Source organism: Bacillus sp. DX3.1 (assembly GCF_030292155.1).
Taxonomy (GTDB): Bacteria; Bacillota; Bacilli; order Bacillales; family Bacillaceae_G; genus Bacillus_A.
The window spans coordinates 29,999-54,534 of record NZ_CP128161.1; the positions used below are offsets into that span (position 1 = coordinate 29,999).

Annotated in this window: 26 protein-coding genes and 1 pseudogene; 25 read left to right on the top strand and 2 right to left on the bottom strand. The window is 36.2% G+C overall.

Features of this window, described 5'->3' with window-relative positions; all coding sequences use genetic code 11:
• Positions 1 to 9 precede the first annotated feature (9 nt).
• The 24 genes and pseudogenes from QRE67_RS28185 to QRE67_RS28300 all read left to right on the top strand — a co-directional run bounded on the left by QRE67_RS28185 (position 10) and on the right by QRE67_RS28300 (position 20,993).
• The gene (locus QRE67_RS28185; RefSeq protein WP_286125742.1) at positions 10 to 423 is read left to right on the top strand and encodes a hypothetical protein; all 414 of its coding nucleotides are present in this window, start codon (positions 10 to 12) and stop codon (positions 421 to 423) included.
• 23 nt (positions 424 to 446) lie between these two features.
• A complete protein-coding gene (locus QRE67_RS28190) occupies positions 447 to 737 on the top strand; it encodes a DUF5592 family protein (protein ID WP_286125744.1) in 291 nt (96 codons plus the stop codon).
• A gap of 13 nt (positions 738 to 750) precedes the next feature.
• Entirely contained in the window at positions 751 to 1,611 is an 861-nt protein-coding gene (locus QRE67_RS28195) for a TraC-like domain-containing protein (RefSeq protein WP_286125745.1), read from the top strand.
• A 9-nt stretch (positions 1,612 to 1,620) separates the two neighbouring features.
• Positions 1,621 to 3,561: a VirB4 family type IV secretion system protein gene (locus QRE67_RS28200; RefSeq protein WP_286125746.1), complete on the top strand. Its 1,941-nt coding sequence runs from the start codon at positions 1,621 to 1,623 to the stop codon at positions 3,559 to 3,561.
• A 3-nt stretch (positions 3,562 to 3,564) separates the two neighbouring features.
• Positions 3,565 to 4,686, top strand: coding sequence for a bifunctional lytic transglycosylase/C40 family peptidase (locus QRE67_RS28205; protein ID WP_286125747.1), 1,122 nt, complete (start codon positions 3,565 to 3,567; stop codon positions 4,684 to 4,686).
• Positions 4,687 to 4,737: 51 nt separating this feature from the next.
• Complete coding sequence (locus QRE67_RS28210) at positions 4,738 to 5,337, top strand: YddI family membrane protein (RefSeq protein ID WP_286125748.1); 600 nt, start codon at positions 4,738 to 4,740, stop codon at positions 5,335 to 5,337.
• A gap of 20 nt (positions 5,338 to 5,357) precedes the next feature.
• A complete protein-coding gene (locus QRE67_RS28215; protein ID WP_286125749.1) occupies positions 5,358 to 6,230 on the top strand; it encodes a hypothetical protein in 873 nt (290 codons plus the stop codon).
• Between the two features lie 301 nt (positions 6,231 to 6,531).
• Positions 6,532 to 6,789 (top strand): hypothetical protein, encoded by a 258-nt coding sequence (locus tag QRE67_RS28220; RefSeq protein WP_002205106.1) that lies wholly within the window; start codon positions 6,532 to 6,534, stop codon positions 6,787 to 6,789.
• Positions 6,786 to 7,994 carry a MobP2 family relaxase gene (mobP2, locus tag QRE67_RS28225; protein WP_286125750.1) on the top strand — a complete coding sequence of 403 codons (1,209 nt, stop codon included), beginning with the start codon at positions 6,786 to 6,788 and terminating at the stop codon, positions 7,992 to 7,994. The genes QRE67_RS28220 and mobP2 overlap by 4 nt, the downstream gene beginning before the upstream one ends.
• Entirely contained in the window at positions 7,991 to 8,464 is a 474-nt protein-coding gene (locus QRE67_RS28230; RefSeq protein ID WP_286125751.1) for a hypothetical protein, read from the top strand. Before mobP2 ends, QRE67_RS28230 begins: the two co-directional genes overlap by 4 nt.
• 80 nt (positions 8,465 to 8,544) lie before the next feature.
• Complete coding sequence (locus QRE67_RS28235; RefSeq protein WP_286125752.1) at positions 8,545 to 8,826, top strand: hypothetical protein; 282 nt, start codon at positions 8,545 to 8,547, stop codon at positions 8,824 to 8,826.
• Positions 8,819 to 11,350 (top strand): LPD25 domain-containing protein, encoded by a 2,532-nt coding sequence (locus QRE67_RS28240; protein WP_286125753.1) that lies wholly within the window; start codon positions 8,819 to 8,821, stop codon positions 11,348 to 11,350. Before QRE67_RS28235 ends, QRE67_RS28240 begins: the two co-directional genes overlap by 8 nt.
• Positions 11,351 to 11,443: 93 nt before the next feature.
• Positions 11,444 to 12,586: a hypothetical protein gene (locus QRE67_RS28245; RefSeq protein ID WP_286125754.1), complete on the top strand. Its 1,143-nt coding sequence runs from the start codon at positions 11,444 to 11,446 to the stop codon at positions 12,584 to 12,586.
• A gap of 71 nt (positions 12,587 to 12,657) precedes the next feature.
• Positions 12,658 to 12,846, top strand: a complete 189-nt coding sequence (locus QRE67_RS28250; RefSeq protein ID WP_286125755.1) for a hypothetical protein — start codon at positions 12,658 to 12,660, stop codon at positions 12,844 to 12,846.
• On the top strand, positions 12,843 to 12,965 hold the full coding sequence (locus QRE67_RS28255) for a hypothetical protein (protein WP_286125756.1): 123 nt from the start codon (positions 12,843 to 12,845) through the stop codon (positions 12,963 to 12,965). Before QRE67_RS28250 ends, QRE67_RS28255 begins: the two co-directional genes overlap by 4 nt.
• Positions 12,966 to 12,995: 30 nt before the next feature.
• A complete protein-coding gene (locus QRE67_RS28260; protein ID WP_286125757.1) occupies positions 12,996 to 15,650 on the top strand; it encodes a type IA DNA topoisomerase in 2,655 nt (884 codons plus the stop codon).
• 74 nt (positions 15,651 to 15,724) lie between these two features.
• The gene (locus tag QRE67_RS28265; RefSeq protein ID WP_286125758.1) at positions 15,725 to 16,732 is read left to right on the top strand and encodes a DUF3991 and toprim domain-containing protein; all 1,008 of its coding nucleotides are present in this window, start codon (positions 15,725 to 15,727) and stop codon (positions 16,730 to 16,732) included.
• Positions 16,725 to 17,387 (top strand): restriction endonuclease, encoded by a 663-nt coding sequence (locus QRE67_RS28270; protein ID WP_286125759.1) that lies wholly within the window; start codon positions 16,725 to 16,727, stop codon positions 17,385 to 17,387. Before QRE67_RS28265 ends, QRE67_RS28270 begins: the two co-directional genes overlap by 8 nt.
• Positions 17,388 to 18,147: 760 nt before the next feature.
• Entirely contained in the window at positions 18,148 to 18,387 is a 240-nt protein-coding gene (locus QRE67_RS28275) for a helix-turn-helix domain-containing protein (RefSeq protein ID WP_286125760.1), read from the top strand.
• 26 nt (positions 18,388 to 18,413) lie between these two features.
• Positions 18,414 to 18,881, top strand: a complete 468-nt coding sequence (gene ssb, locus QRE67_RS28280; RefSeq protein WP_286125761.1) for a single-stranded DNA-binding protein — start codon at positions 18,414 to 18,416, stop codon at positions 18,879 to 18,881.
• Positions 18,882 to 19,038: 157 nt separating this feature from the next.
• Complete coding sequence (locus tag QRE67_RS28285) at positions 19,039 to 19,317, top strand: AbrB/MazE/SpoVT family DNA-binding domain-containing protein (RefSeq protein WP_286125762.1); 279 nt, start codon at positions 19,039 to 19,041, stop codon at positions 19,315 to 19,317.
• Positions 19,318 to 19,486: 169 nt separating this feature from the next.
• Positions 19,487 to 19,882 carry a transposase gene (locus QRE67_RS28290; protein ID WP_286125763.1) on the top strand — a complete coding sequence of 132 codons (396 nt, stop codon included), beginning with the start codon at positions 19,487 to 19,489 and terminating at the stop codon, positions 19,880 to 19,882.
• Positions 19,812 to 19,958 (top strand): annotated as a pseudogene (locus tag QRE67_RS28295) (RNA chaperone Hfq); the annotation flags it as partial. The gene QRE67_RS28290 and the pseudogene QRE67_RS28295, both read left to right, overlap by 71 nt.
• A 366-nt stretch (positions 19,959 to 20,324) precedes the next feature.
• Complete coding sequence (locus tag QRE67_RS28300; RefSeq protein WP_286125765.1) at positions 20,325 to 20,993, top strand: hypothetical protein; 669 nt, start codon at positions 20,325 to 20,327, stop codon at positions 20,991 to 20,993.
• 179 nt (positions 20,994 to 21,172) lie between these two features.
• On the opposite strand, the gene QRE67_RS28305 is transcribed toward QRE67_RS28300, so the two are convergent.
• Both QRE67_RS28305 and QRE67_RS28310 read right to left on the bottom strand, forming a co-directional pair.
• Complete coding sequence (locus tag QRE67_RS28305; protein WP_286125767.1) at positions 21,173 to 21,694, bottom strand: DUF4046 domain-containing protein; 522 nt, start codon at positions 21,692 to 21,694, stop codon at positions 21,173 to 21,175.
• Between the two features lie 265 nt (positions 21,695 to 21,959).
• A complete protein-coding gene (locus tag QRE67_RS28310) occupies positions 21,960 to 22,529 on the bottom strand; it encodes a recombinase family protein (protein ID WP_286125673.1) in 570 nt (189 codons plus the stop codon).
• A 520-nt stretch (positions 22,530 to 23,049) separates the two neighbouring features.
• Here QRE67_RS28310 and QRE67_RS28315 point away from each other — a divergent pair.
• On the top strand, positions 23,050 to 24,480 hold the full coding sequence (locus QRE67_RS28315; RefSeq protein ID WP_286125674.1) for an MFS transporter: 1,431 nt from the start codon (positions 23,050 to 23,052) through the stop codon (positions 24,478 to 24,480).
• Positions 24,481 to 24,536 lie beyond the last annotated feature (56 nt).

Consider the following 24,536-nt stretch of genomic DNA (forward strand, 5'->3'; position numbering starts at 1 on the left):
GTTGCAGGTATGAATTATCAAATCGTAACACATATAAAGGTGAATAAAGGATCCCTTTCACCGTATGAAGTTCATGTGAAAGTTCTATATGAAGATCCTTTATTTGAATCACGTATACAAGAACTTGTAAAAAAGCATGATCCGGTTCTTTATACAAGTCGAAGAGATTTTCTGACGAGTTGGTTATTAAAGACCAAGTGGCATGTGTCTATTCTTAGCTTAGAGGCGGAAAGCAGAATGGATTTCATACGAAATAAAGATCCAATTGAGACTCTCATGAAGTTATCGCCTAAAAGATTTGATTTTCAAGAGGGATTGTATGCATTTAAACAGCGGTGTGATGCAGAAGAAGTAAGCATGAAAATGATGAATGTAATTGAAAAGTTTCTAGAAAAAGAGAGTGCAATCTATGCTCAGATTTAAATGTGGTTTAGGAGGAAATAAAAATGGCAAATTATAATATCCCGAAAGAAATACGAACGGAATTAAAGATTAACAAAGCATTATTTTTATTTGATCTACTGTTTATTATTGGACTTGTGGTTTTCACCATGACAACGAAGCCTTTGGTTCATCCCATGTTTCAAATTCCATATTATATTTTTATGTTCATCATAGGAGTAATTTTGATTGTTCGTCCAAATACAAATCCACAAAAGCGGATGTTTGAGGCATTGTTTATTGCACTAGCCAGAAAACGTTCTACGTATTGTGCAATTGACCAGGAACAAGACTGAAGGAGGAAATGGGATGGCATTATTCAATGAAAAGGAAATGAATAGACAGGTAGAAAAGAAGAGCGAAACCAAATCTTCTCCGCAACCACCAAAACAAGAAAAGAAACCAGGCGAGGTAGTAAAAATAAAAGGATTTCAAGAAAAGAAAGAAACGCAACCGGTTGTTACTTCTTTGAGAGAAGAAGTCATGCCGGTGAAGAAGGCAAAGAAAAATATGATGCAACATCTGGGCAATAAGAAGCAAGAGGTTGTACAAAAAACAGCGAAGATTGACGAGGCTTCGGGAAGACAAGGGAAGAAGGAAAAAGAGAAAAAAGTAAAAAAAGCCAAAAAGAAAGAAAAACCACCTCATATAAAAAAGAGTATTGCGGAGATTATCCCGATTATTGATATGACAGAATCGGGTGTTTTTGAATTTCGGGAAGAACAAGGTTTTGTGGATATCTTACAGATCCAGGGGACAGATATTTACTCCATGAACGAGGAAGAAGCTGAATTCGCTATTTATCACCTTGCACACTATTACCAATCGTATCAAGAGTCCATCAAGATTGTATCTATGAATTTTCCAGTTTCTACGGAACCGCAACAACGTTTTCTACTCAAGAAGATTGAAGCATGTCAGAATCCATTATACGAGCGTTTCCTCGTAGAAAAATTGAAAGAACTTCAGTATTTAGAGTGGGGGCGTACAAACCGGGAGTACTTTTTATTTGTGTATGGTGAGAATGAACTGGTTGTAAAAGAACGGGTAGAATCATCGAAACGGTACTTGCAACGATGCATACCATTACTAGAGATGGAAGAGGAAAAGAAAATAGAAATTTTATATAAATTGCATAATCAAAACTCAAAAATTGGTTCGAAAAAATAAGAAGAGGTGATGGGCATGTCTGTACTTAACTTTTTAAAGAGAAAACAAAAGAAAGAAGAGAAAAAAGAAAAGAAAAAGATAAATCCGAATTTGGTTGCCAAGATTCAACCGCAAGGCGGAATCAAATTTCCGGAATTATGTGTCCAAAATGGAGATGGATTACAAACGTGTATTCATGTATATGGCTATCAAACTACGGTAAATGACTTTTGGCAAGAGCCTATTATGAATATACCGAATGTGATTACAACGTTAGATATCATAAGTGACAGCCGAAAAGTAGTGATTGAATCCATTAATAAATCAATGGCGGAACAAAGCGTTCGACATGCGAACGCAAAAGAAAATATTGAACGAATTGAAGCGGAACAACAGTTTAACGAGTTAGAACAGTTGTATCAACAAGTATCAAAAGGCGAAGTACTGAAACGAGTTCATTTACGTCTCTATATTTCGGCACGAACAATGGCAGAGCTAGAAAAACAAGCAAAAGAGGTCATGGAAACACTAGAATCTTATAACTTCAGAGGTGCCATTTTCTTAAATGAACAAGAACATGAATGGGCTTCCCTTACATCAAGTTTTGAGATGCAAAAGCAATATATTAATAAACGAAATGGGAAAGAAGTACCGGCTCTTTCTTTAGCGGGAGGTTTTCCATTTCACTTTACATTTCTAAATGATCCATACGGTATTTACTATGGCACAACCAAAACAAAAGGGAGTGTCATTTTTGATTTGTTTCATAAAGACAAACAGCGTAAAAGTTACAATGGTGTTGTAATTGGAAAGATGGGAGTCGGAAAATCTACCTTATTGAAAAAAATTATGAGTGATAATGCGATGAAGGGATATAAGATTCGAGGATTTGATATTACAGGTGAATTTGAAGATATTGTACAGGAGTATAGCGGGAAACAAATTGCACTAGATGGATCGCAAGGACAAATCAATCCGCTTCAAGTTTATAAAACGGCAGAAACGGAAGAGGTATCTTTTACTCAGCATTTATCCAAAATGAGTGTCTTTTATCGTTTTATTGCACCTGAGGCAAAAGATGATGAAATTAAAGAGTATGAGAACTTACTTCGTAAAATGTATGTGCAACAGGAATTATGGAGTGATGAGCTAGGTGCGCAAAATAATATTACAAGTTTACCAGCAAAGGAGTATCCTATTTTCTCAGGTTATTTACATCTTGTTCGTACAGAATTATATGAAGATATAGAGGCGGGAATCCATCGTTCCAATGTGAGTGCTACTCGTAAGGAACGATTAGAACTCATTGAATTAAATCTAATAAATTTAGTTGATAATTATGGACACTTGTTCAATGGTGTATCAACGATAGACGATTTCTCAAAAGAGCAAATCGTCTTTTTTTCATTACGTCATCTTATGAGTTTGAAACCGGAAATCTATCAAGCGCAGATCTTCAGTGTCATGAATTTAATGTGGGATGAAATGTTGGAAAATGGAAAGCCACAGTGGAAAGCATTTGATAAAAAGGAAATTCAATTTGAAGATGTAATTCGCTATCTCATCATTATGGATGAAGCGCATCATTTGATTAATACAAGTGAACGGAGTCAACATGCCGTACAATTTACAATCAAGTTTAGCCGGGAAGCTCGTAAATATTTTGCTGGCATTGTATTCGCCAGTCACTCGATTCGTGACTTCGTTCCAGAGGATGCTAGTCTGGCGGCAGTAGAAGAGATTAAGAAGTTATTTGAATTAACGCAGTACAAATTCATTATGCAACAAGATAGTAACAATCTGGATATGTTACGACGAGTATTTGCGGGGCAAATCAGTACAAGTGAATTGAATGAAATTCCGTTTTTACCAACAGGAGATGTCCTACTTTGCATTAGTGCTGTAAAGAATATTTTATTTAAAGTCGATGTGACAGAAGAAGAGTTAGCGTTGTTTGGAGGAGGGGCATAATTCATGCATCTTGTACTGAAGATTATTCCGAAAAAGTGGCTGATTATCATCGCTCTTAGTCTACTTTTTCTCCTTGGAACGATTCTTTTAGGAGCTACGATGGTACTCATCGGTGGAATGGAGGGAAATAAAAAACAAGGAAACATTACATACCCACAAGGAGGTGTGGGGACAGCAAATGTTTCGGCTGAAGTGTTGAAATGGGAACCGACAATTCGAAAATATGCCCAGCAATTCGGCATAGAAGGCTTCGTCCCGTTAATGCTTAGTCAAATGATGCAGGAGAGTGGCGGACGAGGACTTGATCCCATGCAGAGTTCCGAAGGTGCATATAATACTAAGTACTGTAAAGCACCAAACTGTATTACAGATCCAGATTATAGTATTTGGGCTGGTGTTCAAGAATTTAAGCATGCGATTGAGCGAGCGGGTGTAACGGGACCAGGAGATATGGATCACATTAAAACAGCTTTACAAGCCTACAACTTTGGAACAGGATTTTTCGATTTCATTGCAAAAAACGGTGGAAAATACACAAAAGAATTAGCCATTCAATTCTCCGCAGAGCAATATCAAAAGGAAAAGCATACGGGAAAGTATCGTTGTGTACGTCCAGAAATGATTCCTTATAATGCATGTTACGGCGACGCGCTCTATGTTGATGCGGTGCTGAAATATTATACGCCAGGTGCACCAGTAAATGGTGGTGGAGGTAATGCAGGAGGCGGTTCTTCCGGCTCACAAGTTGCTGATGTTGGCCGTCAATGGATTGGACGTTCTACCTATGTATTTGGTGGTGGTCGAAACACAACTGACATCGCAATGGGCATCTTTGATTGTAGTAGTTTTGTACGCTGGGCATTTGAACAAGTGGGAATGAATGTGAGTTCAATTGGAAGTGTAAGTACAGAAACTTTGAATAAAATTGGGACGCAAATTTCACCAATGGAGATGAAAGCCGGTGATGTCATTTTCTTTGATACGTATAAGCATGATGGTCATGTTGGAATTGTAATTGACCAGAATACTTTCATTGGTTGTCAAACGAACAAGGGCGTTTCAATCGAAAATTTATCAAATCCATATTGGGGTAAAGTGTTTAAAGGACATGTGAGACGATATTAACAAAAATATAGCAAACCCAAATAATAGATGCAAGTTAAGGAGGCAAAATGAATGAGTGAGCCAATTGAAAAGGATAAAAGAAAATTCTGGTTTATAACGCTTGCAATTGTCATTGCGGGCGTTACTTTTTTGAACATCTTTTTGTATGCCAGTAATGATGAAACGGGCGATGTCAAACAATTAAAAGTCCAAAATCAGGTGTTGAAAACTGAAAATGATGAACTGAAAAAGAAAGTGAAAGAAACACTTCCTTCGGAACAGGAACAAGAGCGTCAAGCGTATCTTTCAACAGTAGAAAAATTTATTCAGTTATCGTTTCATCGAGAAAAACAAGGGTATGAGGAGCGAAGAGTACAAGCGAAAAAACTCATGAAGGAAGAAGTGTTTCAGCTCTTTTATCCAACGGATACATTTGAAATGGAAGATACATACGTATCTAAACCATCCGATATGAAGTTATATTTACAAGCCTATATGATTGGTGCTTCTCAGGTAGAAATCATTGCGGAATTTCAAAATACAGTGACCATTGGATCGCAAGGGAAAACGGATAAAACAAAAAATGTGATGAAAGTGACTGTGCAAAAAAATCAAGAGAATTGGCAAGTAACCAATGTAGAAGAACTATCAGTTCAAATCATTGCATCTTAAAAAAGTGAGGTGTGGAGTATATGGAAGTTGTGAACAGTGGCGTGAATTTAAGACGAAAAAAATCGTGGATATATGGTTTGATTGTAGGATTTATGTTTGTTGGTTTTTTCGGGTTCTTTACTTCGAAATTATATTTACCCTATGAAGAGCCGGTCTATCATACAGAGTTAAAAAATCCGGTTGCGTTATTTGGAAATCGAACAATGACAGTGGAGAGAAGAGCGTATGATCCAGTTTCTCATACAATAGAAATGTTTCTTCATATAGAGGGAGGAGATGGAGAACAATATCAGTTTCAAGCACAAGAAAAAGCAAATCCAAATCTTCAATTACCAGTGAAAGTTGTGTATCAGGATGATGAGAATTTCGTTGTACAGGTGAAAGAATTATCTCCGAAATGGCAAGCAGTTGCACTTGATGTGTTTGAAAAAAACAATCAAGATGTGACGCTAGAAACAAAGCAAAAGACTGAAGAAGAAAAAGAAGCTTCAAAAGAAGATGACAAGCAAACGTTCTTAAAATCATTCTTCTCCGATCAAGATAAAACAAAAGTAGAAGAGGGAATTTCACAAAAAAGCAAAGGCTCTTATGCGAAAGTATTTATTGGTATCGAGCAAAAAATATTAAAAGAAAAAGTAAAACAATACGATGCGGTGATGAAACAAGAAGTGTCTAAACAAACACAATGGCAAGAGCAAATAACGGAATGGAAGAATGATTCTAAGTATCAAACTGAAACTGAAAAGATGGAAACAGATGCAAAAATTAATTCAAAAGAAACGAATATTAAGCAATCAAAAGACAAGGTTGAACTATATAAATGGGAGCAAGGGCAAATCAAAGAAAAGATTAAAAAATTAGATGAGAAGGCAAAAGATGTGGAGCGTTTATAAAAAAGTTGGGTCAACAGCACCTCAACATCAAGGGTTTTTGGGTCAACAGTACCTCAACATTTGGGTCAACAGCACCTCAACATCAAGGGTTTTTGGGTCAACAGCACCTCAACATTTGGGTCAACAGGACATCAACATCAGGCGTTTTTGAGTCAACAGCACCTCAACACTTGAGTTACTTTCTTGTACCCACGGTTTCGCTAGGCTTTGCCTAGCTTCACACCCTAGGTGGGAACAAAAACCCCTTATGCTCTTCTCACTCTTTGTAGTGGAGATCCTGAATTTAGAGGAGGAAATGAAAATGGAGGTAAGAGTTCGAAATATGAATCCAGTTGCGGTGAAACGAATTGATGAAATCGCAAAGGCGAAAGGGCTTTCAAGAGATAAATTCTTACAAGGTCAATTGGAAACTTTAGCTTTTTATCGAGAACAACAAAATCGTGAATTGTATCTTCAACAGTTGCTCGAAAAAAATATCTATGCGATGGAAAGTTGTTTTGAAGCTGTAAAGGAGATGAATACATTTTTACAAATGATGACGCAGGATGATGAGGTATGAGTCAATCAACAAGTCCTTCACAAGTAACTGTGACCCCCGGTGTCGTGACCGTGTCCAAGTTTGTTACGGCGGATGGGAAAACATTTCAAGATTATGTGGAGTATGTTGACCGGGAAGATGCAAAAAGAGAAGGCGAAGCGCATGAGAAAATGTTTTCTCTGTATCAAGACTATATGGGAGATACGGAGAAGACATCTTCACTCTTTACGGAGCATAGTAACGGTTTAAAGGAAAATGAAAAGAAGGACCTTAAAAAGGTATTCCAGCTCGCACAAAAAAATAAGAGTATTATGTGGCAAGATGTGATCACATTTGATAATCATTGGCTAGCAGAACACGGCGTGTATGATCCCAGGACACGTACTGTAGATGAAACAAAGTTGATGGATGTCACCAGGTTAGCGATGAAAGAAATGTTGAAAAGAGAACGGTTAGAACATACGGCAGTTTGGTCAGGAGCGATTCACTATAATACGGATAACCTTCATATTCATGTTGCAACTGTTGAACCATTTCCAACGAGAGATCGTGGGAAGCGAAAACAAAAAACGTTGGATGCGATGAAGGGGAAAGTTGTTCAAAATATTATGGATCGTGGTCAGGAACAAAAACAGATTAATGATCTGATTCGAAAGAATATGGTTGCAAAAAAGAAAGAAGATTCCACTTTAACATGGCGCAATCGAGAATTGAAACCATTGTTCCAGTTTATTTATCGTCGTTTACCAGAGGACAAAAGACAATGGCAATACAGCTACAATACATTGAGCCCACTACGTCCTCATCTTGATGCATTAACGCAAAAATATATCGAAAAGCATCATAAGGAAGATTATAAACAGTTTCTTCAAAAGTTAGATAAAGAAGTGGATGTGCTCAAGAAAGCGTATGGAGAAGGTTCAGGTGATAAGAAGCGATATGAAAATTATAAGGAAAATAAAATTGAAGAGCTTCATAAACGGATGGGAAATGCATTTTTACAAGAGATGAAAGCGTACGATAAGGAAAGACAGCGTATTGATAAAATGTTAGATCAAAATCCTAGAAAGCAAAAAAACTTCCAGCAAAATGTTTCCATGCAATATGCACTCAAAAAGATGGAGGGCGCATTTAAAAGTGAGTATGAGAGCTGGAAGAACCAACGTTATTATGAACGCCTTCAGAGAGATATTCAACAACAAAATGAGAGGGGATACGAACGATGAATAAGATTAGAAGAGTATTTTCTATTGATGAGGAAACAGATCAATATATCACAGCTTATATGGAAGAACATAAAATTCGAAATGGTTATAACGGTGACGCAATCGTTCGGATTTGTAAGGAACATAAAGAAGCCAAACAACAAGAATGGTCGCTTCGATACATTACAGAAATTGTGACAAAACATCTTCACGAAGTATTAAAAGAAGAGCTGACAAAAATCCGACTCGGAACAAATAATGCAGATAAAAATACGCAAATGTTAATTGAGTATATGAATGGTATTTACGATCATGAAAAGTATCAAGGTGTTTGCACAACTGATATCGAAGAAACAGAAGCGACACAACATATAAGAAAAGTAGTGGAGGATAGAATTGCACATAAAAGACAAAAGAAGATAGATCATCAAGCTTCAAGAGGGCAACAACAAGGAGAAGAGTTTGTTCCAGTAGAGGAGGTGAATTTATAAGGAGAGGTTGGTATATGTAAGGGAAAAGGATAAAGTTCAGCGAATAAAAACAAATTTTTAACATAAAAGGAGCAAAAGAGATGCTATTGTTTCATGAAGAAATTGAACTTGGAATTATTAAATCTATTGGCGAAAGAGAAGTCACTTTTCAAGTCCGAAATCAGGAGGTTACAGTCCAATTAACAGAAGAGGAAGAACAAGAGTTATTTAATTATATTGAGCTCCCAGAAAATGATTTACTCATTCCCCTCAACATGAAAACTCATAAAATATGTGTTCCAACAGATTTAGAAACCTGGAATGAAGAAACAATGGATGAATTAATAGAAGCTTCATCAAAGGGAGCGGAAATCGATGAGTAAAAAGCGTTCCCCAGTTTCATTTGAAGAGAAAAAGCAAAAAGTAGAAGCACTAACAAAGAAGATGGAAAAAAGTATAGAAGGTTACTTTCGTTCACCAGGAGATTTAAAAGAGTATTTATCATTTATGGCAAAGTTTTATCGCTATTCACCATCTAACATTGCATTAATACAGAGTCAATTTGAGGGATCCAGAGCCGTGGGTTCCTTTTCTTTTTGGAAAGAAAAAGGGTTTACGGTACAGAAAGGTGAGAAGGGAATTCAGATCCTTGTTCCGAACCAGACAACAGCAAAGTTTAAAGACAAAACGGGAACTTGGAAACCTGTTGCAAAAGCAAATGAAGAAGAGAAAAAACAGATTGAATCTAAAAAGGTAGAAGTCAAACCAGGTCGATTATATTTCTCTGTCGGCTATGTGTTTGATGTGTCTCAGACGAACGTAAAATCTGAAGATTTACCCCGTATTTTTCCAAATCGTTGGCTAGAAGGAAGCGTAGGGGATTACAAGAGTTTATACAAAGGAATGGAAGCTATTGCTGAAAAAAACGGTGTGAAAATTATTGAGCCAAAACAAGAACTTGGGGTCGCAAAGGGGGTGAGCTATACCTTAACGAAAGAGGTTGCTTTGAATCCGAGGAATAGTGAATTGCAAAATGTAAAAACGCTTCTTCATGAGCTAACGCATGCAAAACTCCATACAGCAGAAACGCATATGAATTACACAGCACCAGAAAAAGAATTTCAAGCTGAAATGACAGCTTATACCGTTTCTTCTTATTTTGGAATTAATACAAGTGAGTATTCGTTAGGATACTTAGCCAACTGGACGCAAGGAAAAGAGTTAAAAGATAAATCCAAGTTACTAAAAGAAGTACATGAAACATCTACTGAGTTTATTGAAACCATTGAAAACACTTTGAAAAAAGAGAAAGAACAAATACACGGAAAAGAGGTGGATGGTATGGTAAAAACAGAGCCAAATATCAATGGAAAGAGAGAAGAAAAAAATATTTTCTTAATGAAATATGGAGCGATAGGTCATACAGAGCAAGAGATTGTATCTGTTGCGGAATTAAGAGAAAAAGTTTCAAGAGACACATCATTTAATGTTGTTGAAAATGCAGAGGAATTGAGTGATAAAGAGTTCTTGAAATCATTTAATGAGTCGAATGAAGAAAGGTTTATCGCTTTAAATCAAGATGAAATTAATTGTCCAATGATGATTGTTCAGTGGTCTGAGAGTGCTGAGTTTAAAAGTAATCAAATGATTCCTTTTGGTGAAGCAAATGAAAAAATGAAAGACTATATTCGTGGAATTGAGTTGGCAAAAGAGGAAGCAAAATTAAAAGGGGAATATGTACCATATGAAAAAACAAGATATCATGTAGTAATTCCTAGAGAAGTGGATACAGATTTTCAACGTATGGAAATTATCACTCCTGACCGCTTAGATTTAGGCGATGGAGATTATAAGTCTCCATATGAACAAATATTAAACGAAAAACGGTCTTTATCAGATGAGGTGAAACAAGCCTTACGAGATGATGTAATAGAACATACGCCTATGGAACCAGCAGAGGAGAAAATGATTTCCATGTTCAGGGACGGAGAGTATGAGCATATTTCTATTCGTGAATTAAAAGAAAGAGAAGCCAGAGAAGCAGGCTTAGTGTATGAAGCAGATGGTAGTGAAATAGAACCAGCGTATAAAACGCCGCTAGTGACAATTGAAATAATGAGATATCCAGAAGATGAAACAGTAGGGATTGTGCATATGATGGATGCTGTTTCAAAAGATATACATCATGTGCCAGTGTTACATCCAGATTCATCAAACCGTGATTTATTTGTGCCTTTAATGAGAGATAATGGTGAACGAGAAAAGTTTCCTTTGGATATGGTGTTGAAAGAAAAATTAAACAAAAAAGTCCAGAATTCGATTTTTGATAGAGGGAATCAATCATTTGTCGTACATCAGAATGATGCAAATATGAAATTACATGAAATTGTGAGAACAGAGCGATATGGTACTTTAGTTGATAAAGAAAAGGAGCAAGAAAATCCAACGTTTAGTGAAAAAGAAGTTGAATTTTATAAAGAGGTAAAGAAAGAAGGATATGCACCTATTGACTCGTTAGAACAAAAATTACAGCCATTACCGCATACGGCCAAACATGTTACGGATTCTATGGAAAAAGAATTGAGTGGAAAATATGAGACTTTTAAGCGTGCACAATCTCATGAAACAGTAAACGATATTGATAGTATTATTCATCGTGTACAGGTGGAAGAACGTTATTTTGCAACGAAACATGTAGCAATTGATAATGAACTCATCACACAAGAGTCTGTCGCACAATTAGAACATAAAGTGCAAGAAAAGTTGAATAAAGAAGGAGTTACGGCTACAAAACAAACCGCATCTAAAGTGGTTGATGGAGAAAAACAATTTGAACCATTCTCGAATTTTAAGCAGTTCCAAAATGTAGCAAAGAAAAAGAAACAAGAAGTGGAATTAGAGCGATAAATGGATTGTTTAAGTAACTAAATAAAGGAAAATTGTCATCACTTATCGTTGGGAGCGGAAAGTGATTTTTTATTTTAAAGGAGGAAGGTAAAAATGAGTATACAAGAACAAGTCAAACAAGAAGATGTAAAACATGCACTATATGAATATGCGATGAGTACGACTGGAAAGGAAAAAGGGCGGTTTCTAAAAGAGAATATGCATGAGGTGGAAAGAGGTGTTGAACCAGGTATGACTCGACTGTCCTTCCCTTCTGTCACCAGCGATATGAACTGGGGACAAGGGGATGTGACAGTTGATATTCATCATGATAGTGGGAGCGTAAAAGTATATGTACAGGATATAGATGGTGAAGACTGGGGGAAATCTTCTCTTCGCTTTAAGGGAGAAAAAGCATTATCTGATGTGATAAAAGAACAAGAGGGAAAACAAAATGAAACACATCAAATTGTAAAAAATGTACCGAAAGAATTAGAAACTCGATACCGAGCATTTGTAGAAGCTAAAAGACAAGAAGATGAATATAATACAGACAGTATGATGAGAGTGATGCGTGCAGAAGACAAATATACGACATTACGGCAGAAAGCAATTGAACAAGGAATGATAGGTGAATCATCCATTCAAAGGATGGAATATAAGGTAGAAAAGTCTTTTGAGCCTTTAGAACAATTACAGACAAAAGATAAGGTAATGGTACCAAAAGAAAATCCGAAAGATTCTTATAAAGAGTCATTTAAGGAACAAGTACTAGAAGAGATTGCTCCTTCTCAGGATGAGACACGTTACAAGGAACAGTACCAGGCGCAAGTGTTGGCGATGCTGGGAATCGATAAAGAAAAAGCATCTGATCCCAAAAAACAGGCATCAAAAGAAGCGAAAAAGGAAGATAGCCCAGGGAAACAAGAGGAAAAGTATGCAAAAAGTCGTGAAGAACGGGTCAAAGAAATGAAAGAGTTTGAGAAAACACATTCCTATCCTGAAGTATATCGGTTAAAAAAAGAAGCTCTTCAGGAATTGAAAGGGTTGAATCTAACAGATTTCCAACGGGAAAAATTATCAAACATAGAAAAAGCCCTGGATAACGAGAAGCAAGAATACGATAAAAATAGTAAAAAAGAATCCAGTAAGGAGGAAGAACCGAAGAAACAAAACAAATTTTCACAGATTTTTCATCAGTTTAAAAACGTAAAAAAGAAAGAACAGCCAAAAGAAACGGAAATGGAACGTTCCTAATAAATACATTGTAAGAAGGGTACTGTTAAACAGTACTCTTCTTCTTTTTAACAGTGAAAGGGGAGAAAAGAATGGTAAATATCGTTGAGATTGTAGACGTCGATTATAGAGGCGTATGGGCAGAAACAAAAGATACAGAAGAACTAATTTTTATTACTTTACCAAAAGAAGAAATCCAGGTTGTACGTGAAATACTGTCAGAGAAAAAACAAATGTATGTCTTTCTGCAGAAAGACTGGGAATGGAGAAAGATGTCATGAATCCATGGTTATTTGCTGGTTGTATGTTGCTTGTGGTCGTGGCAATGAACATTTGCATATGGATGGGGCAATGTGCGGTAAAACGCCTCAAAATACGAAAAATGAAGCGTCAAAATTAAAGATTTTACATAAATGAGGAGGAATAGAGGATGAGAAAAACATTATTTATTGCAGAAAAGCCGAAAGTTGCATACGAATTATTGAAATCACCACGTTTCCGAAATTCAGAAAAGCATATGGGTAGTAAACCGTATTATGGGTATTTTGAAAACCAGGAATATATTATTAGTTGGTGTTCGGGTCATTTATTAGAGCTGAAGCATCCAGAAGAAATGGATGAAAAATACAAAGAATTTAAGTTTGAACATTTACCTATATTAGTAGAACCAGAGTATAAGGTGAAACCGGATTATATCGAACAAATCAATACTTTAGTAGATCTGTTGCAACGACATGATGTGGATCATGTGGTCAATGCCTGTGATTGTGATAAAGAAGGTGAGCTTATTTATCGCGAAATGTATGAGTACGCAGGCGTAAATAAACGCCAATCTCGCCTGTTTCTCGCTTCTTACGAACCGGCAGAGTTAGAGGCTGGATTGAATCGATTAGAACCAGGGGAAAACTATGATGGACTTGCAAACTCCGCAAAAGCTAGGCAATACCTGGACTATCTTCTTGGAATCAATGTAACGAGAGGATGCACAACAAAACTTGCTAAAAATCAGTTCTTATTGGCAACGGGGCGTGTGCAAATGTGCCTGTTACATGAGATTTGGCAACGTGAGGTAGCGATAGAGAATTATAGAGAGCAAACCTACTATAATTTGAAGCTCATCACAGACAGTGGCTTAGAGGCAGTTATGAAGACAGAAGACCAGTTATTAGATCCGGCTCCTTTGCAAAAGCTTGGTGCAAAATTAGTTGGTACGGAATTAAGAGTAACAGAGTTTAAAGAGAATACGAGAAAGAAGAAACCAAAATTATTATATAACCTGACGGATCTGTATAAAGAGGCGCATTCGAAATTAAAAGTGAGTGCAGAAACCGCAAAAAAACATATTCAGAGTTTATATGAAGAAGGTTGGATTTCCTATCCTCGTTCATCGTCCAGGCATTTGCCAACGGAAAAGGTAGGCAGAGTACAAGAAGTATTCCAAGCCTTGCAGTCTACCAATTATGCGGATTTGGTGCGACTTGTAGATACGCATACGATTACAGAAAAACATGCCACTTTTAACGATGAACTTGTAGATAGTCACTTTGCCATCATCCCGACAACAAAACCATATAACGGGACCAACAGAAAACCATTAGAAATTCAATTATATGACCTTATAGTGAAACGATTTATTGGAAACTTTATGCCACCGGCTGTTTATTTGGTACGTGAGGTACAGTTTATAGATCAAGAGGAAAACATATATAGTGCAAAAGAGAAGGTTCTTCAAGAGAAGGGATTTTTAAGCGTATTTCATGAGGACATGGAAGAAGGTTCTGTGGAAAGCTTTCAAATCCCTTTTTTATATGAGGGGGACACATTCAGTATCGTAAAACATGACTTAATTCAGTCGAAAACAAAGAAACCAGCATTTCATACGGAAAGCTCGATTCTAACGTTTATGGAGACCGCAGGTCGTAAATTAGATGATGACCATTTAAAAGAGTTAATGAAAGGAAAACGGATTGGAACAGTCGCAACAGAAGAGACCTTTATTCCAAAACTCGCAACGAGAAATTACATCACAGTTACCAATGGCCAAATTCGTACTACGAAAATTGGTCGTGCATTTGTAGAAAAATTTCCGATAGATGAAATCAAAAATCCAGCTTATACGGCTGAAATGGAAGGGATGATTCATATGATCGAAAAGAAAGAAATGCCATATGGTGAATTTGTGGAAAATACGAATACATTTGTAAAAGAAACAGTTGCAAAGCTTGGAGAAACAGAAGAAAAAGTAGCGGATGAAATGATTTTGAATTGGAGTCAACAAATTGAAGTATGTCGTTGCCCGTGCAGAAAGGGGAAAATTCTTCATAAAGGAAACTTTTATGGGTGCAGTAACTATCCAGAATGTGAGATCCGCATGCCAAAGAAAATTAAAGAGAAAGCCATTCCTGAAGCACAAGTAAAAAAGCTGTTTGAAAGTAAGAAAACGGATCTGTTAAAAGGCTTTAAATCTGGTGAGAAAGAGTTTTCAGCGTATTTAGTATTACGAGAAGGCAAAATACAATTCCAGTTTCCAACGACAGAAGAGCTATCTCTTGGTAAGTGTCCGGCATGTAAAAAAGGGGACATTCTTCACCGAAAAACATTTTTCGGGTGCACAGAATATAAAAATGGTTGTAAGTTCATGTTGCCAGCAAAAATTAAAGAAAAAGCCATTCCTACTTCCCAACTCAAGAAGATTCTGAAGGGGCAATGTTCAGACTTCATTCAAGGATTTAAAGGAGAAAAGGGTGAATTTACAGCAGCACTCTATTTGGATAAGGAGGGTTTAAAGTTTCGTTTTCCAACGATGGAAGATCGTACACTAGGGAAATGTCCTATTTGCAAGAGCCGAGTCATTGTAGGAAAAACGAACTACTTATGTGAACAATATAAAAAGACTTGTGAATTTATCGTTCCAGGAGTCGTGTCTGGAAAGAAAATTAGTAGTAACAATGTGATCAAATTATTAGAAAAGAATATGACCGATCAAATTAAAGGATTTGAGTCCAAAAATACAGGAAAGAAATTTGACGCTCGGTTATCCTACAGTACACAAGAAAAACGATTAAAATTCTTATTTGGAAAATAAATGATCTAGAGAACTGATACAAACAGTTCTCTTTTTTTATTCTTGAAACCATTCACAACAAGGGGGGTGCCAACATGACATATCGACTAGCAGAGGAGGAAGTCATGAAAGCAAAAGATGTGGATTTGTTGTCGTACTTAGAGGCTAAAGGGGAGAAATTTCAAAAAGAGGGCAACTATCACCGGCATACGGAGCATGATAGCCTGATTATTCGAGATAATATGTTTGTATGGAATAGCCGAGGAGAGAAAGGATATGGAGCCATTAGTTTCGCAAGAATGTACTATGGTATGTCTTTTCAAGAAGCTGTCCGTGATGTGAATCATGGTGATTATCCGACCTTTACACCTTCTAAGGAAGGAGAGAAGAAACAAGATGAGCCATTTCGTTATCCAGGGCATTTAGAAGTTAAGGATAAACAAGCGATTAAGCAATATTTAACCCAGGAACGTAAAATCGATTCCCGTTTAGTGAATTGGCTGATTGGGCAGGATCTCATTGCACAAGATAAAAAGAAGAATGTTGTGTTTAAGTGGCGGGAACAAGGTGGAACAGGAGATATAGTAGGTGCAGAACGACAAGGTACGGTCAAAATGGAGAATAAGCGAGGCTCTTTCAAACAAATCTTACCGAATGGAAAACCGCATACAGGATTTACAGTGGATGTTGGGAAACCAACATCCATTTATTATTTTGAGAGTCCGATTGACCTTCTTTCGTATTGGACGTTACAGCAAAACCGTCTTCAAAATGCAAGGTTAGTCAGTATGAATGGTCTGAAAATGAAGACGGTTCTACGTACATTTAAAGGAGCAAAAGATGAAGGACTTCCCGTGAATCGAATTGTCCTCGCAGTAGATAATGATAAAGCAGGGAAAGAATTTACGGCAAAGATGGGGGCTTTAACGATTACACCACGTGTCCAAATGCATCTTCCACCACAGGAGAAAGATTGGAATGATGTACTGAAAGCAGTCATACAATCAACAGAAAAACAGCAACAGTCTCATATACAACCGCAGGTACAGCAAAAGAAACAAGCGGTACAAATACAGAAAAAGGAGATGGAACGAAGTGTCTAATACATTAGCGATGCCAGGAATACTACAGCTTTTTTTGTATGGAATAGGTCTATATATTATCTTTCATATCTTAAAATGGAGTTTTGGAAAAATACATGAAATTCGAATCTTGAAGAGGATGGCAAAGTCGGGGATCCAGTTCATTGATAAAATGGATGGGTTTCAATTTGAAGTGTATCTAAAGGCTCTCTTTCGAGAACTTGGATACCGTCCAGAGGTTACAAAGCGTTCTTGTGACTACGGCGTGGACGTCATATTAAAAGGGAAAAATCGTATTGTTATTCAGGCGAAACGATATGGAATAAAGAACCGAGTTGGGATTCGAGCTGTGCAAGAAGTATATGCCGGAAAAGCATACTATAAGGCTGATGAGGCGTGGATCGTAACCAATAGTGTATTTACAAAACAAGCGGAAGAACTAGCAAGAGTATGCCAGGTTAAACTCATAGATCGATTAGAACTTCAAAACTTGATTCATAAAGTAAATCCAGAACAAAAAGCAGAATATGTGTATCAGCAAGTAGATCCGGCAGAACGGAGATGTCCAGTTTGTAAAAATCAATTAGTAATTCGATATTCAAAGAAAAATGATAATAAGTTTTTTGGTTGCTCTCACTTTCCATCTTGTACACATACGGAAGCAGTCAATAAATGAGCTGAAAGGACTACATTCAGCTCATTTTTAATTTTATTCAAAAAAATGAAGCGCCTATAAAAACGGACTCTCAGATTACTCCGTATCGAATTTTATCATTAACCATAATACGATAAGTATCGGATGAATTAAAACCTTATTTAAAGTAGTATATGAACCTCAAATGATGTTTTGAAGTATTTCTTGTTAATTTATATAAATTTGCACTTATTCTTCTGTAATAAAAAATAAAAATTCAGAAAATTTAACATTTAGACCTTACAAGGTCGTGAGGAGAGGTTTATAATGACCTTATAAGAGCGGAGTTAATAAGGAGTGATTACAATGAAAAGAGGTCAGTTGAAGTAATCCAAGACTTAAGACATTTCCTTACAAAAGGTCAAATTGGTTTCGATTTTAGCAATTTTAAGTATTATCAAATGTTTTGCAATGCATTAGAAGCAACAGGTACTTCGTATCACTTGGAGGTCAATGATCTAGAAAAAAATATGATAGTCATTAAAATGATGTAATGAAAAGGGGCGATGAATGATGAAGATTAATACGCCGGAGTGGTTGTCTTTAAGTAAGGAAATTAAGCTTAAACTCATCCGTTTGGCTATTCTTGAATCAAAATTTAAGTATCAAAAATAAAAACCCTTTGTTGCAAAAAGCAAACAAAGGGTATGTGAGTGAATGAGTATTCTACTGTGAAGGGAATCTAGCACATTCTCTTCACTAACCAGTATAGCATAAGAGGAAAACAACAAAGGAGATATTCATGAAAGAGATCGAAAAGTACATGACGCCAAGTGAAGCATCATTTCTTTGGGGAATTCCTCGTGAGACATTAAAACATAAATTTAGTCCCTCAGGAATGAACGAAAAACAGGTAGCAGAATTACAACGCATGTTAGATGAAGGATTAATTAAGTATTTTTTACAGCCAGGAGGAAAGCGAAAAGAATGGATTATTAGCCGTCAAGCTATGTATGAATGGTTTGGTGAACCTAAAAAATAAAGTGAGATAAGGGAGGAAATGAACATATGTCTTTAAATCGTATAATCTTAGTCGGTCGTCTTACGAAGAATCCCGATTTACGTTACACGCCAAATGGTGTTGCGGTTGCAACGTTTACGTTAGCTGTGAACAGACCGTTCATGAATCAGGGGCAAAGAGAAGCTGACTTTATTTCAGTGGTTATTTGGCGTAAACAGGCTGAGAATGTAGCAAACTATTTAAAGAAAGGTAGTTTAGCTGGGGTAGATGGTCGTCTTCAAACTCGTAATTATGAAGGGCAAGATGGGAAGCGTGTCTATGTAACTGAAGTTTTAGCAGAAAACGTTCAATTCTTAGAACCGAAAAATAGTTCCTATGAAAAAAAAGAGCAACCCTCTTCAAGTCCATATGCATATTCTGGTGTGAATAATTCAGGATCCCCTCGAAATAATGATCCATTCTCTAGTCCAGCAGGGAAGCCGATTGATATATCGGACGACGATCTACCATTCTAAGGTTTAGGGAGATCTTTGTACAAAAGAAGGAGACAATAGATGGAAGACACACAGTATCCCTTTTCACAAAGGTGTATTTGGGGATAACCTGTTACAATAAAAAATGGCATAGGGTATAAAAGATGAAGATATATAGACTGTACAAGGGAGAGATTATATGAAATCAACAGGAATAACTCGAAAAGTAGATGAATTAGGGCGTGTGGTAATCCCAAAAGAACTTAGGGATACTTTAGGTTTCAAAGAAAAAACTCCACTAGAGATTTTTGTAGAGGGAGAAAAAATTGTTTTACAAAAGTATCAACCTGTTGGTGTTTGTACAATAACAGGAGAAGTATCTGATAAAAATATTTCTTTAGCAGGTGGAAAGATTACGCTAAGCCCAGCAGGTGCAAAGCTTATAATGGAGGAATTACAGAAGAATCTTGTAAAATAATTGGCTCCTTTTAGAGGAGCTTTTTTAAGTTACATCTAAATAATTTCACGTACCATAATTATTAATAATAAAATCAGAGTTCTTCATCAAGGGATTCTTTCCCTTTTTTGAATTCGCTGTGCTACGATAGTTCTATATTCTCATTTTGACAGTAATAGGAGGCGTGTCTATGAAAAATCATATAAAAGTTAATGGACAGATTCGTCAAACAAATAAAAAATGGTCGCATCTCAGACAACAACAAAGAGAGCGCATTTCTAATTGGCTTCGAAGGGAATATACAAAATTTGTACAAGTAAATCATAGAAAACCAAAAAAATACGAGCATGACGAGATTCTTGGTGAAGTAATGGATCGAATAGAGGAACGTGAAATTTGGATCCCATATGGGGAAGTAAAAAGATATTATTTAAGTAAAATCGGTAAATGGTTTAGAAAAATAGAAAGTGAATTGGAATCACAAACACTCAATGATAAAAGACAGCAGGAATTAGAAAAAAAGGAAAGTCACTATATTTTTAAAGAGTGGTGTTCGCATACCTGGACAGATCCTGGCGATGGATAAATTCACTGTTCTTATGATGGTTCATGGTAAACAGCAACACATCTATAAACAAGCTATTTCAACGATTGCTACGTAATACATAATAGATTAATATAATTATTTCTCAATATTACATTATAGATATATTAGCTATAATATAAGTATTCTTTTTCTTGTTTATATATTTGTTGTTTCCTGTTGCAGAATCCTTATCATTAGGGTTCTTCTTTTTATTGTAGTACATAAAAAAAATTTTGTTCCCAAAATTTTTAAAGTTTCTAGTGTAAGCCGTATCCCTATTATTCTGGTACGACTCACAAAAATGTTCCCAAAAACAAAAGGTGAAAAAATATTCTGAAAACACATTTACACATACAATATTTGTAAGATATGATGAGGTTGTTATACAAATTATATATAAGAGGAGGCTGTTTATGAAAAAAAATATTTATCTAAAGTTGCTTTGTTAGCGTTATCTACATCTCTACTAATACCATCGAGTGCCGCATTCGGCGAAACTTCATCTACTGCTACATCTGGTCCTACAGAAAAAGCAAACTATAGTAAAGAATATCGAGAAAAACTTGATAACATGAAACCATTTATAGAAGCTTATGATAAAGATGGGAATTTAATTAAATCTTACTCTGAAGAGGAAATAAATCAACTTAGAAAAGAAATAATTGCTCCAGGTATTTATAAAGAACCAAAAGTTGATGGTACACCTTTTTCAGCTTCTTATGATGCAAATAATAACTTGATTAGTTCAACTGATAAAAATCTACAAAACTCTCACAGAGCTGCTTTAGAAAAAGTAAAAGCCGCTGGTTTAACTGTTTTTAATTATCCGGCAGCACAATTTAGTAATAATATTTGGGTTGGTGGGGGAAGAAATTTTTATAAACCGCAAAGTGTAGTTGTGGATGCTAAGAAAAAATTCCCTTTAATTGCTGTTCGAGTAATTCAAGGGAATTCAGAGGCAGGCTCTTTAAAAATTGGTGGTTTCTTAGGTGGGGTAAATGTTCCTGTTGGTCAGTTTACAAAAAGTGGAGGGAATTATCAAATTCAATTAAAAAATTTAGATCCAGATGGATACACTGTTTACCTTAATGGCGGACAAGTTTATTATTAAGTTTAACTGTTAGAAATATAAGAATCCTATATTTCAAGAAAAATAGGCTACTAAAAAAAACCGGAAAATAAATAATCCGGTTTTTTTATATGAAAGGGGTTTATGACAGATAAAATCGCATCTTCCACTCTTCTTAATTTTAAATATAGTTATTGATTAACTGGATTTTCACATTTCTACTAAGTTAAAAGTATCGTTTCACACAAACTCTTATTTCTATAACCTTTTAACTTCTCTTTTGGAAAACGATTAGGGTATAAATCATTTAACATTGCATAGGGGCTCCAACTCCAATATTTACCGAGAGGGGACTTTAATCCTTGCTTTGCCAACCATTTTGCAGAATATATTTTCAATAACTGTTCATCAGTTAATTGTTCTTTTTCTTCAATTGTCCATCTCAAAGCTTCTATTGCTGTGTGCTTTGTCCAAAAATTTTTGGGCGTTACAGCTAATTCCCATTCTTTAATACAGTTAGGATATGCATCATTGAACATCGCATAAGGACTTGATTGATATTTTTGAAGAGCTGTAGAGAATTTGAATTTCTTTATTATCTGTTGACTCCAGCTTTTTTTCACTTCATTTGTATCCCATCTTAAAACTTTTTCAATTAAATACCTTGTGACTCGTTTTGCCAATTCATTAGATTTGGGTGTTTTTTCCCATCCCCTCGAAAAGGGGGAATAAGAAAAACGCATTGTAAAAAGTCCTCATAAATAAAGACTTTTGGTTACTCTTAAGAATACGTGTTTCAAAACATATACAATTGTATTGACATATTTCAAATGTGTTTAAGTTGTATTTTTGAAATGAAAAAGTCTAAATTTTTAGCTATGTCATAAAGTGTACTTTTTGACACAGAGTATAATTTTTTAATTAATTAAGCTAATTCCCCCTTTTAGGCTTAGTGACAGGGTTCCTGCTGTAGACCGCAAAGTAAAATTGGAGAAATAATAAAACGCCCTATTTTTTTATTTCTTCAAGTCTTCTTCTATTGACTGCTCTGTATAAGGAACCTTGAGATATTCCAGTTGCTGAGACTATCTCCTTTATAGAATATTCTTTACTATCATACATCCGTAGCGCAACAGCAAGCTTTTCTTTATCCAACTTGGGTCTACCTAATGTTTTCCCACGCCTTTTACTTGCTTCGAGTCCTTCCTTTACTCTCTCAGCAATAAGGTTTCTTTCTAATTCAGCAATGACGCACATCATTTGGAACATGGCTTTCCCCGTAGAGGTTCTTGTATCCATATTTTCTTTTAAAGAAATGAATTGCACCCCCATCTCTTCCAATTGCTGAATAATGTTGAGGATATCCAATGTTTTACGTCCTAAACGTGAAATACTTTCCACTACAACTGAATCTCCTTGTCTGATTACATCAAACAGTTGGTGAAGTCCTTTTCGATCTTTAATCGTACCAGTAAACTTCTCTTTTATTATTTTTTTGCACCCATATTCAGTAAGAATATTAATTTGCCGATCTAAGTTTTGGTTAATAGTAGATACTCGAGCATAACCAATTATCATTTGTAACCTCCAGTAAACTTGTATATTTTTTATTTTACTAGAGGGGATCTTATTGTAAAGGTATTTGGTAATAATTTTGGTAATTATTTTTGGTAACCGATAATCTTAATAAAATCAAAGGTTAGTAGGGTGATGAAAAAGCGTTACAAAAATACTGGTTTTTGGTAATAGTATGTATTAACATGACAATAGGTTATTCAGCAATCGAGCCATTTAGTTTAACAAGCTGTGTTCCAATTAATTACTTTAATTAAATGGAATTTAATGTTAATATGGTAAAAATACTGGGGATTATTTTTATTAAGTTTTCTTTTATTTTTAATTAGTGAGATTCATCTATGGTTTATGTTAAAAAGAAGGTTTTAATATCAAAATAAAAATTTTCTTTAATAACTCAACATTTTTTATCACGCAAAATAAGTATTAAAAAAGTGCAAAATAATGTGGGGTGAGGATTTTGGTGAAAAGCATGGATTTAGCCTCCTAAAATAACAACAAATAATTTTAGGAGGCAAATATAATGAAATTTAATATAAAGTCTAAAGAATTTAGTCCATCAAAAAAGGAAGTATCTACAAGGATCTTAATGATGGTACTCGCTCTATCTGTACTTGTGGCTGCTATAACGGTTGATTTGGTCAATCCAGTTCTTCCACTTATAAGCGAAGATTTAGAAGCTTCGAAAGCTCAAGTCAGTTGGGTGGTAAGTGGTATAGCACTCGTACTTGCTATTGGCGTTCCCATTTATGGGCGTATGTCGGACTTTTTTGAGTTGAGAAAGCTGTTCTCTTTTGCCATTTTGATATTGACGATTGGAAGTCTTATCTGTGCACTTGCTCCTAACCTTCCCTTATTGGTTTTGGGACGAATGGTTCAAGGTGCTGGAATGTCAGCTATTCCGGTGCTTTCAGTTGTCGCCATTGCGAAGGTTTTTCCTGAAGGAAAACGAGGGGGTGCTCTGGGCCTCATAGCAGGATGTATCGGTGTCGGAACTGCTGCGGGTCCGATTTTTGGAGGATTAGTCGGTCAATTATTAGGTTGGCAATCTCTGTTCTGGTTCACGTTTTTGTTGTCCATCATTATCGTTCTCGGTGCACTCTATGCGCTCCCGACTATCACACCGATGTTAGAGGACGGGAGCCATCGGAGCTTTGATCTTATCGGTGGGATTTTGCTTGGACTTACAGTAGGTTTACTTCTTTTTGGCATAACACAGGGGGAGACGGTTGGTTTTTCTTCGTTCTCTTCGTTTGGTAGTCTAATTGGCTCTTTATTGGCTTTGTTAGGGTTTATCTGGCGCATTGTCACCGCAGAGAATCCATTTGTGCCTCCTGTCCTGTTCAAAAATAAGTATTATGTAAATTCGGTAATCGTAGCGTTTTTTTCGATGTTTGCCTATTTTGCAGTTCTTGTTTTCGTTCCATTGCTGGTCGTAGAAGTGAATGGACTCTCTCCTGGAGAGGCAGGAATGATACTATTGTCGGGAGGTGCGGCTGTGGCGATTTTTTCTCCTTTTGTTGGCCGTATTTCTGATCGTTTGGGGGCTAAACGTTTGATTATCGCAGGGCTGACAATTATGGGGATTTCAACTTTATTCTTGTCAACATTTGCTTCTGGAGCTTCTCCTATTTTGGTGTCAGCAGGAGTCCTAGGCGTAGGTATTGCCTTTGCGTTTATAAATTCCTCAGCCAATAATGCTGCGGTAAGTTCCCTAGTGAAAGAACAAGTCGGAGTGGGAATGGGAATTTTCCAGGGTGCTTTGTACCTTGGAGCAGGTACAGGGGCTGGAATTATTGGGGCAATATTATCAGCTCGACGAGAAGCTGATCATTCCATAAATCCTCTCTATGTACTGGACGCTGTATCGTACTCAGATGCATTCCTGGCAGCGACGGCCGCTGTGATCATCGCGCTAGTAGCCTCATTTGGATTGAGGTGCGGCGGTCAGTAGTAGCATAGCCTTTTAGTGATTGTGTTATTACTTTAAATACTCCTCCGTAGTCAGCT

Bases quoted from the DNA above. Each gene is read 5' to 3' on its own strand.
- QRE67_RS28275 (WP_286125760.1), top strand. From the start codon at position 18,148: ATGAAAGAGATCGAAAAGTACATGACGCCAAGTGAAGCATCATTTCTT.
- QRE67_RS28250 (WP_286125755.1), top strand. From the start codon at position 12,658: ATGGTAAATATCGTTGAGATTGTAGACGTCGATTATAGAGGCGTATGG.
- QRE67_RS28220 (WP_002205106.1), top strand. From the start codon at position 6,532: ATGGAGGTAAGAGTTCGAAATATGAATCCAGTTGCGGTGAAACGAATT.
- QRE67_RS28255 (WP_286125756.1), top strand. From the start codon at position 12,843: ATGAATCCATGGTTATTTGCTGGTTGTATGTTGCTTGTGGTCGTGGCA.
- QRE67_RS28195 (WP_286125745.1), top strand. From the start codon at position 751: ATGGCATTATTCAATGAAAAGGAAATGAATAGACAGGTAGAAAAGAAG.
- QRE67_RS28260 (WP_286125757.1), top strand. From the start codon at position 12,996: ATGAGAAAAACATTATTTATTGCAGAAAAGCCGAAAGTTGCATACGAA.
- QRE67_RS28230 (WP_286125751.1), top strand. From the start codon at position 7,991: ATGAATAAGATTAGAAGAGTATTTTCTATTGATGAGGAAACAGATCAA.
- mobP2 (WP_286125750.1), top strand. From the start codon at position 6,786: ATGAGTCAATCAACAAGTCCTTCACAAGTAACTGTGACCCCCGGTGTC.
- QRE67_RS28310 (WP_286125673.1), bottom strand. From the start codon at position 22,529: ATGATAATTGGTTATGCTCGAGTATCTACTATTAACCAAAACTTAGAT.
- QRE67_RS28190 (WP_286125744.1), top strand. From the start codon at position 447: ATGGCAAATTATAATATCCCGAAAGAAATACGAACGGAATTAAAGATT.
- QRE67_RS28245 (WP_286125754.1), top strand. From the start codon at position 11,444: ATGAGTATACAAGAACAAGTCAAACAAGAAGATGTAAAACATGCACTA.
- QRE67_RS28200 (WP_286125746.1), top strand. From the start codon at position 1,621: ATGGGCATGTCTGTACTTAACTTTTTAAAGAGAAAACAAAAGAAAGAA.
- QRE67_RS28240 (WP_286125753.1), top strand. From the start codon at position 8,819: ATGAGTAAAAAGCGTTCCCCAGTTTCATTTGAAGAGAAAAAGCAAAAA.
- QRE67_RS28285 (WP_286125762.1), top strand. From the start codon at position 19,039: ATGAAATCAACAGGAATAACTCGAAAAGTAGATGAATTAGGGCGTGTG.
- QRE67_RS28185 (WP_286125742.1), top strand. From the start codon at position 10: ATGAATTATCAAATCGTAACACATATAAAGGTGAATAAAGGATCCCTT.
- QRE67_RS28215 (WP_286125749.1), top strand. From the start codon at position 5,358: ATGGAAGTTGTGAACAGTGGCGTGAATTTAAGACGAAAAAAATCGTGG.
- QRE67_RS28235 (WP_286125752.1), top strand. From the start codon at position 8,545: ATGCTATTGTTTCATGAAGAAATTGAACTTGGAATTATTAAATCTATT.
- ssb (WP_286125761.1), top strand. From the start codon at position 18,414: ATGTCTTTAAATCGTATAATCTTAGTCGGTCGTCTTACGAAGAATCCC.
- QRE67_RS28305 (WP_286125767.1), bottom strand. From the start codon at position 21,694: ATGCGTTTTTCTTATTCCCCCTTTTCGAGGGGATGGGAAAAAACACCC.
- QRE67_RS28265 (WP_286125758.1), top strand. From the start codon at position 15,725: ATGACATATCGACTAGCAGAGGAGGAAGTCATGAAAGCAAAAGATGTG.
- QRE67_RS28290 (WP_286125763.1), top strand. From the start codon at position 19,487: ATGAAAAATCATATAAAAGTTAATGGACAGATTCGTCAAACAAATAAA.
- QRE67_RS28205 (WP_286125747.1), top strand. From the start codon at position 3,565: ATGCATCTTGTACTGAAGATTATTCCGAAAAAGTGGCTGATTATCATC.
- QRE67_RS28210 (WP_286125748.1), top strand. From the start codon at position 4,738: ATGAGTGAGCCAATTGAAAAGGATAAAAGAAAATTCTGGTTTATAACG.
- QRE67_RS28315 (WP_286125674.1), top strand. From the start codon at position 23,050: ATGAAATTTAATATAAAGTCTAAAGAATTTAGTCCATCAAAAAAGGAA.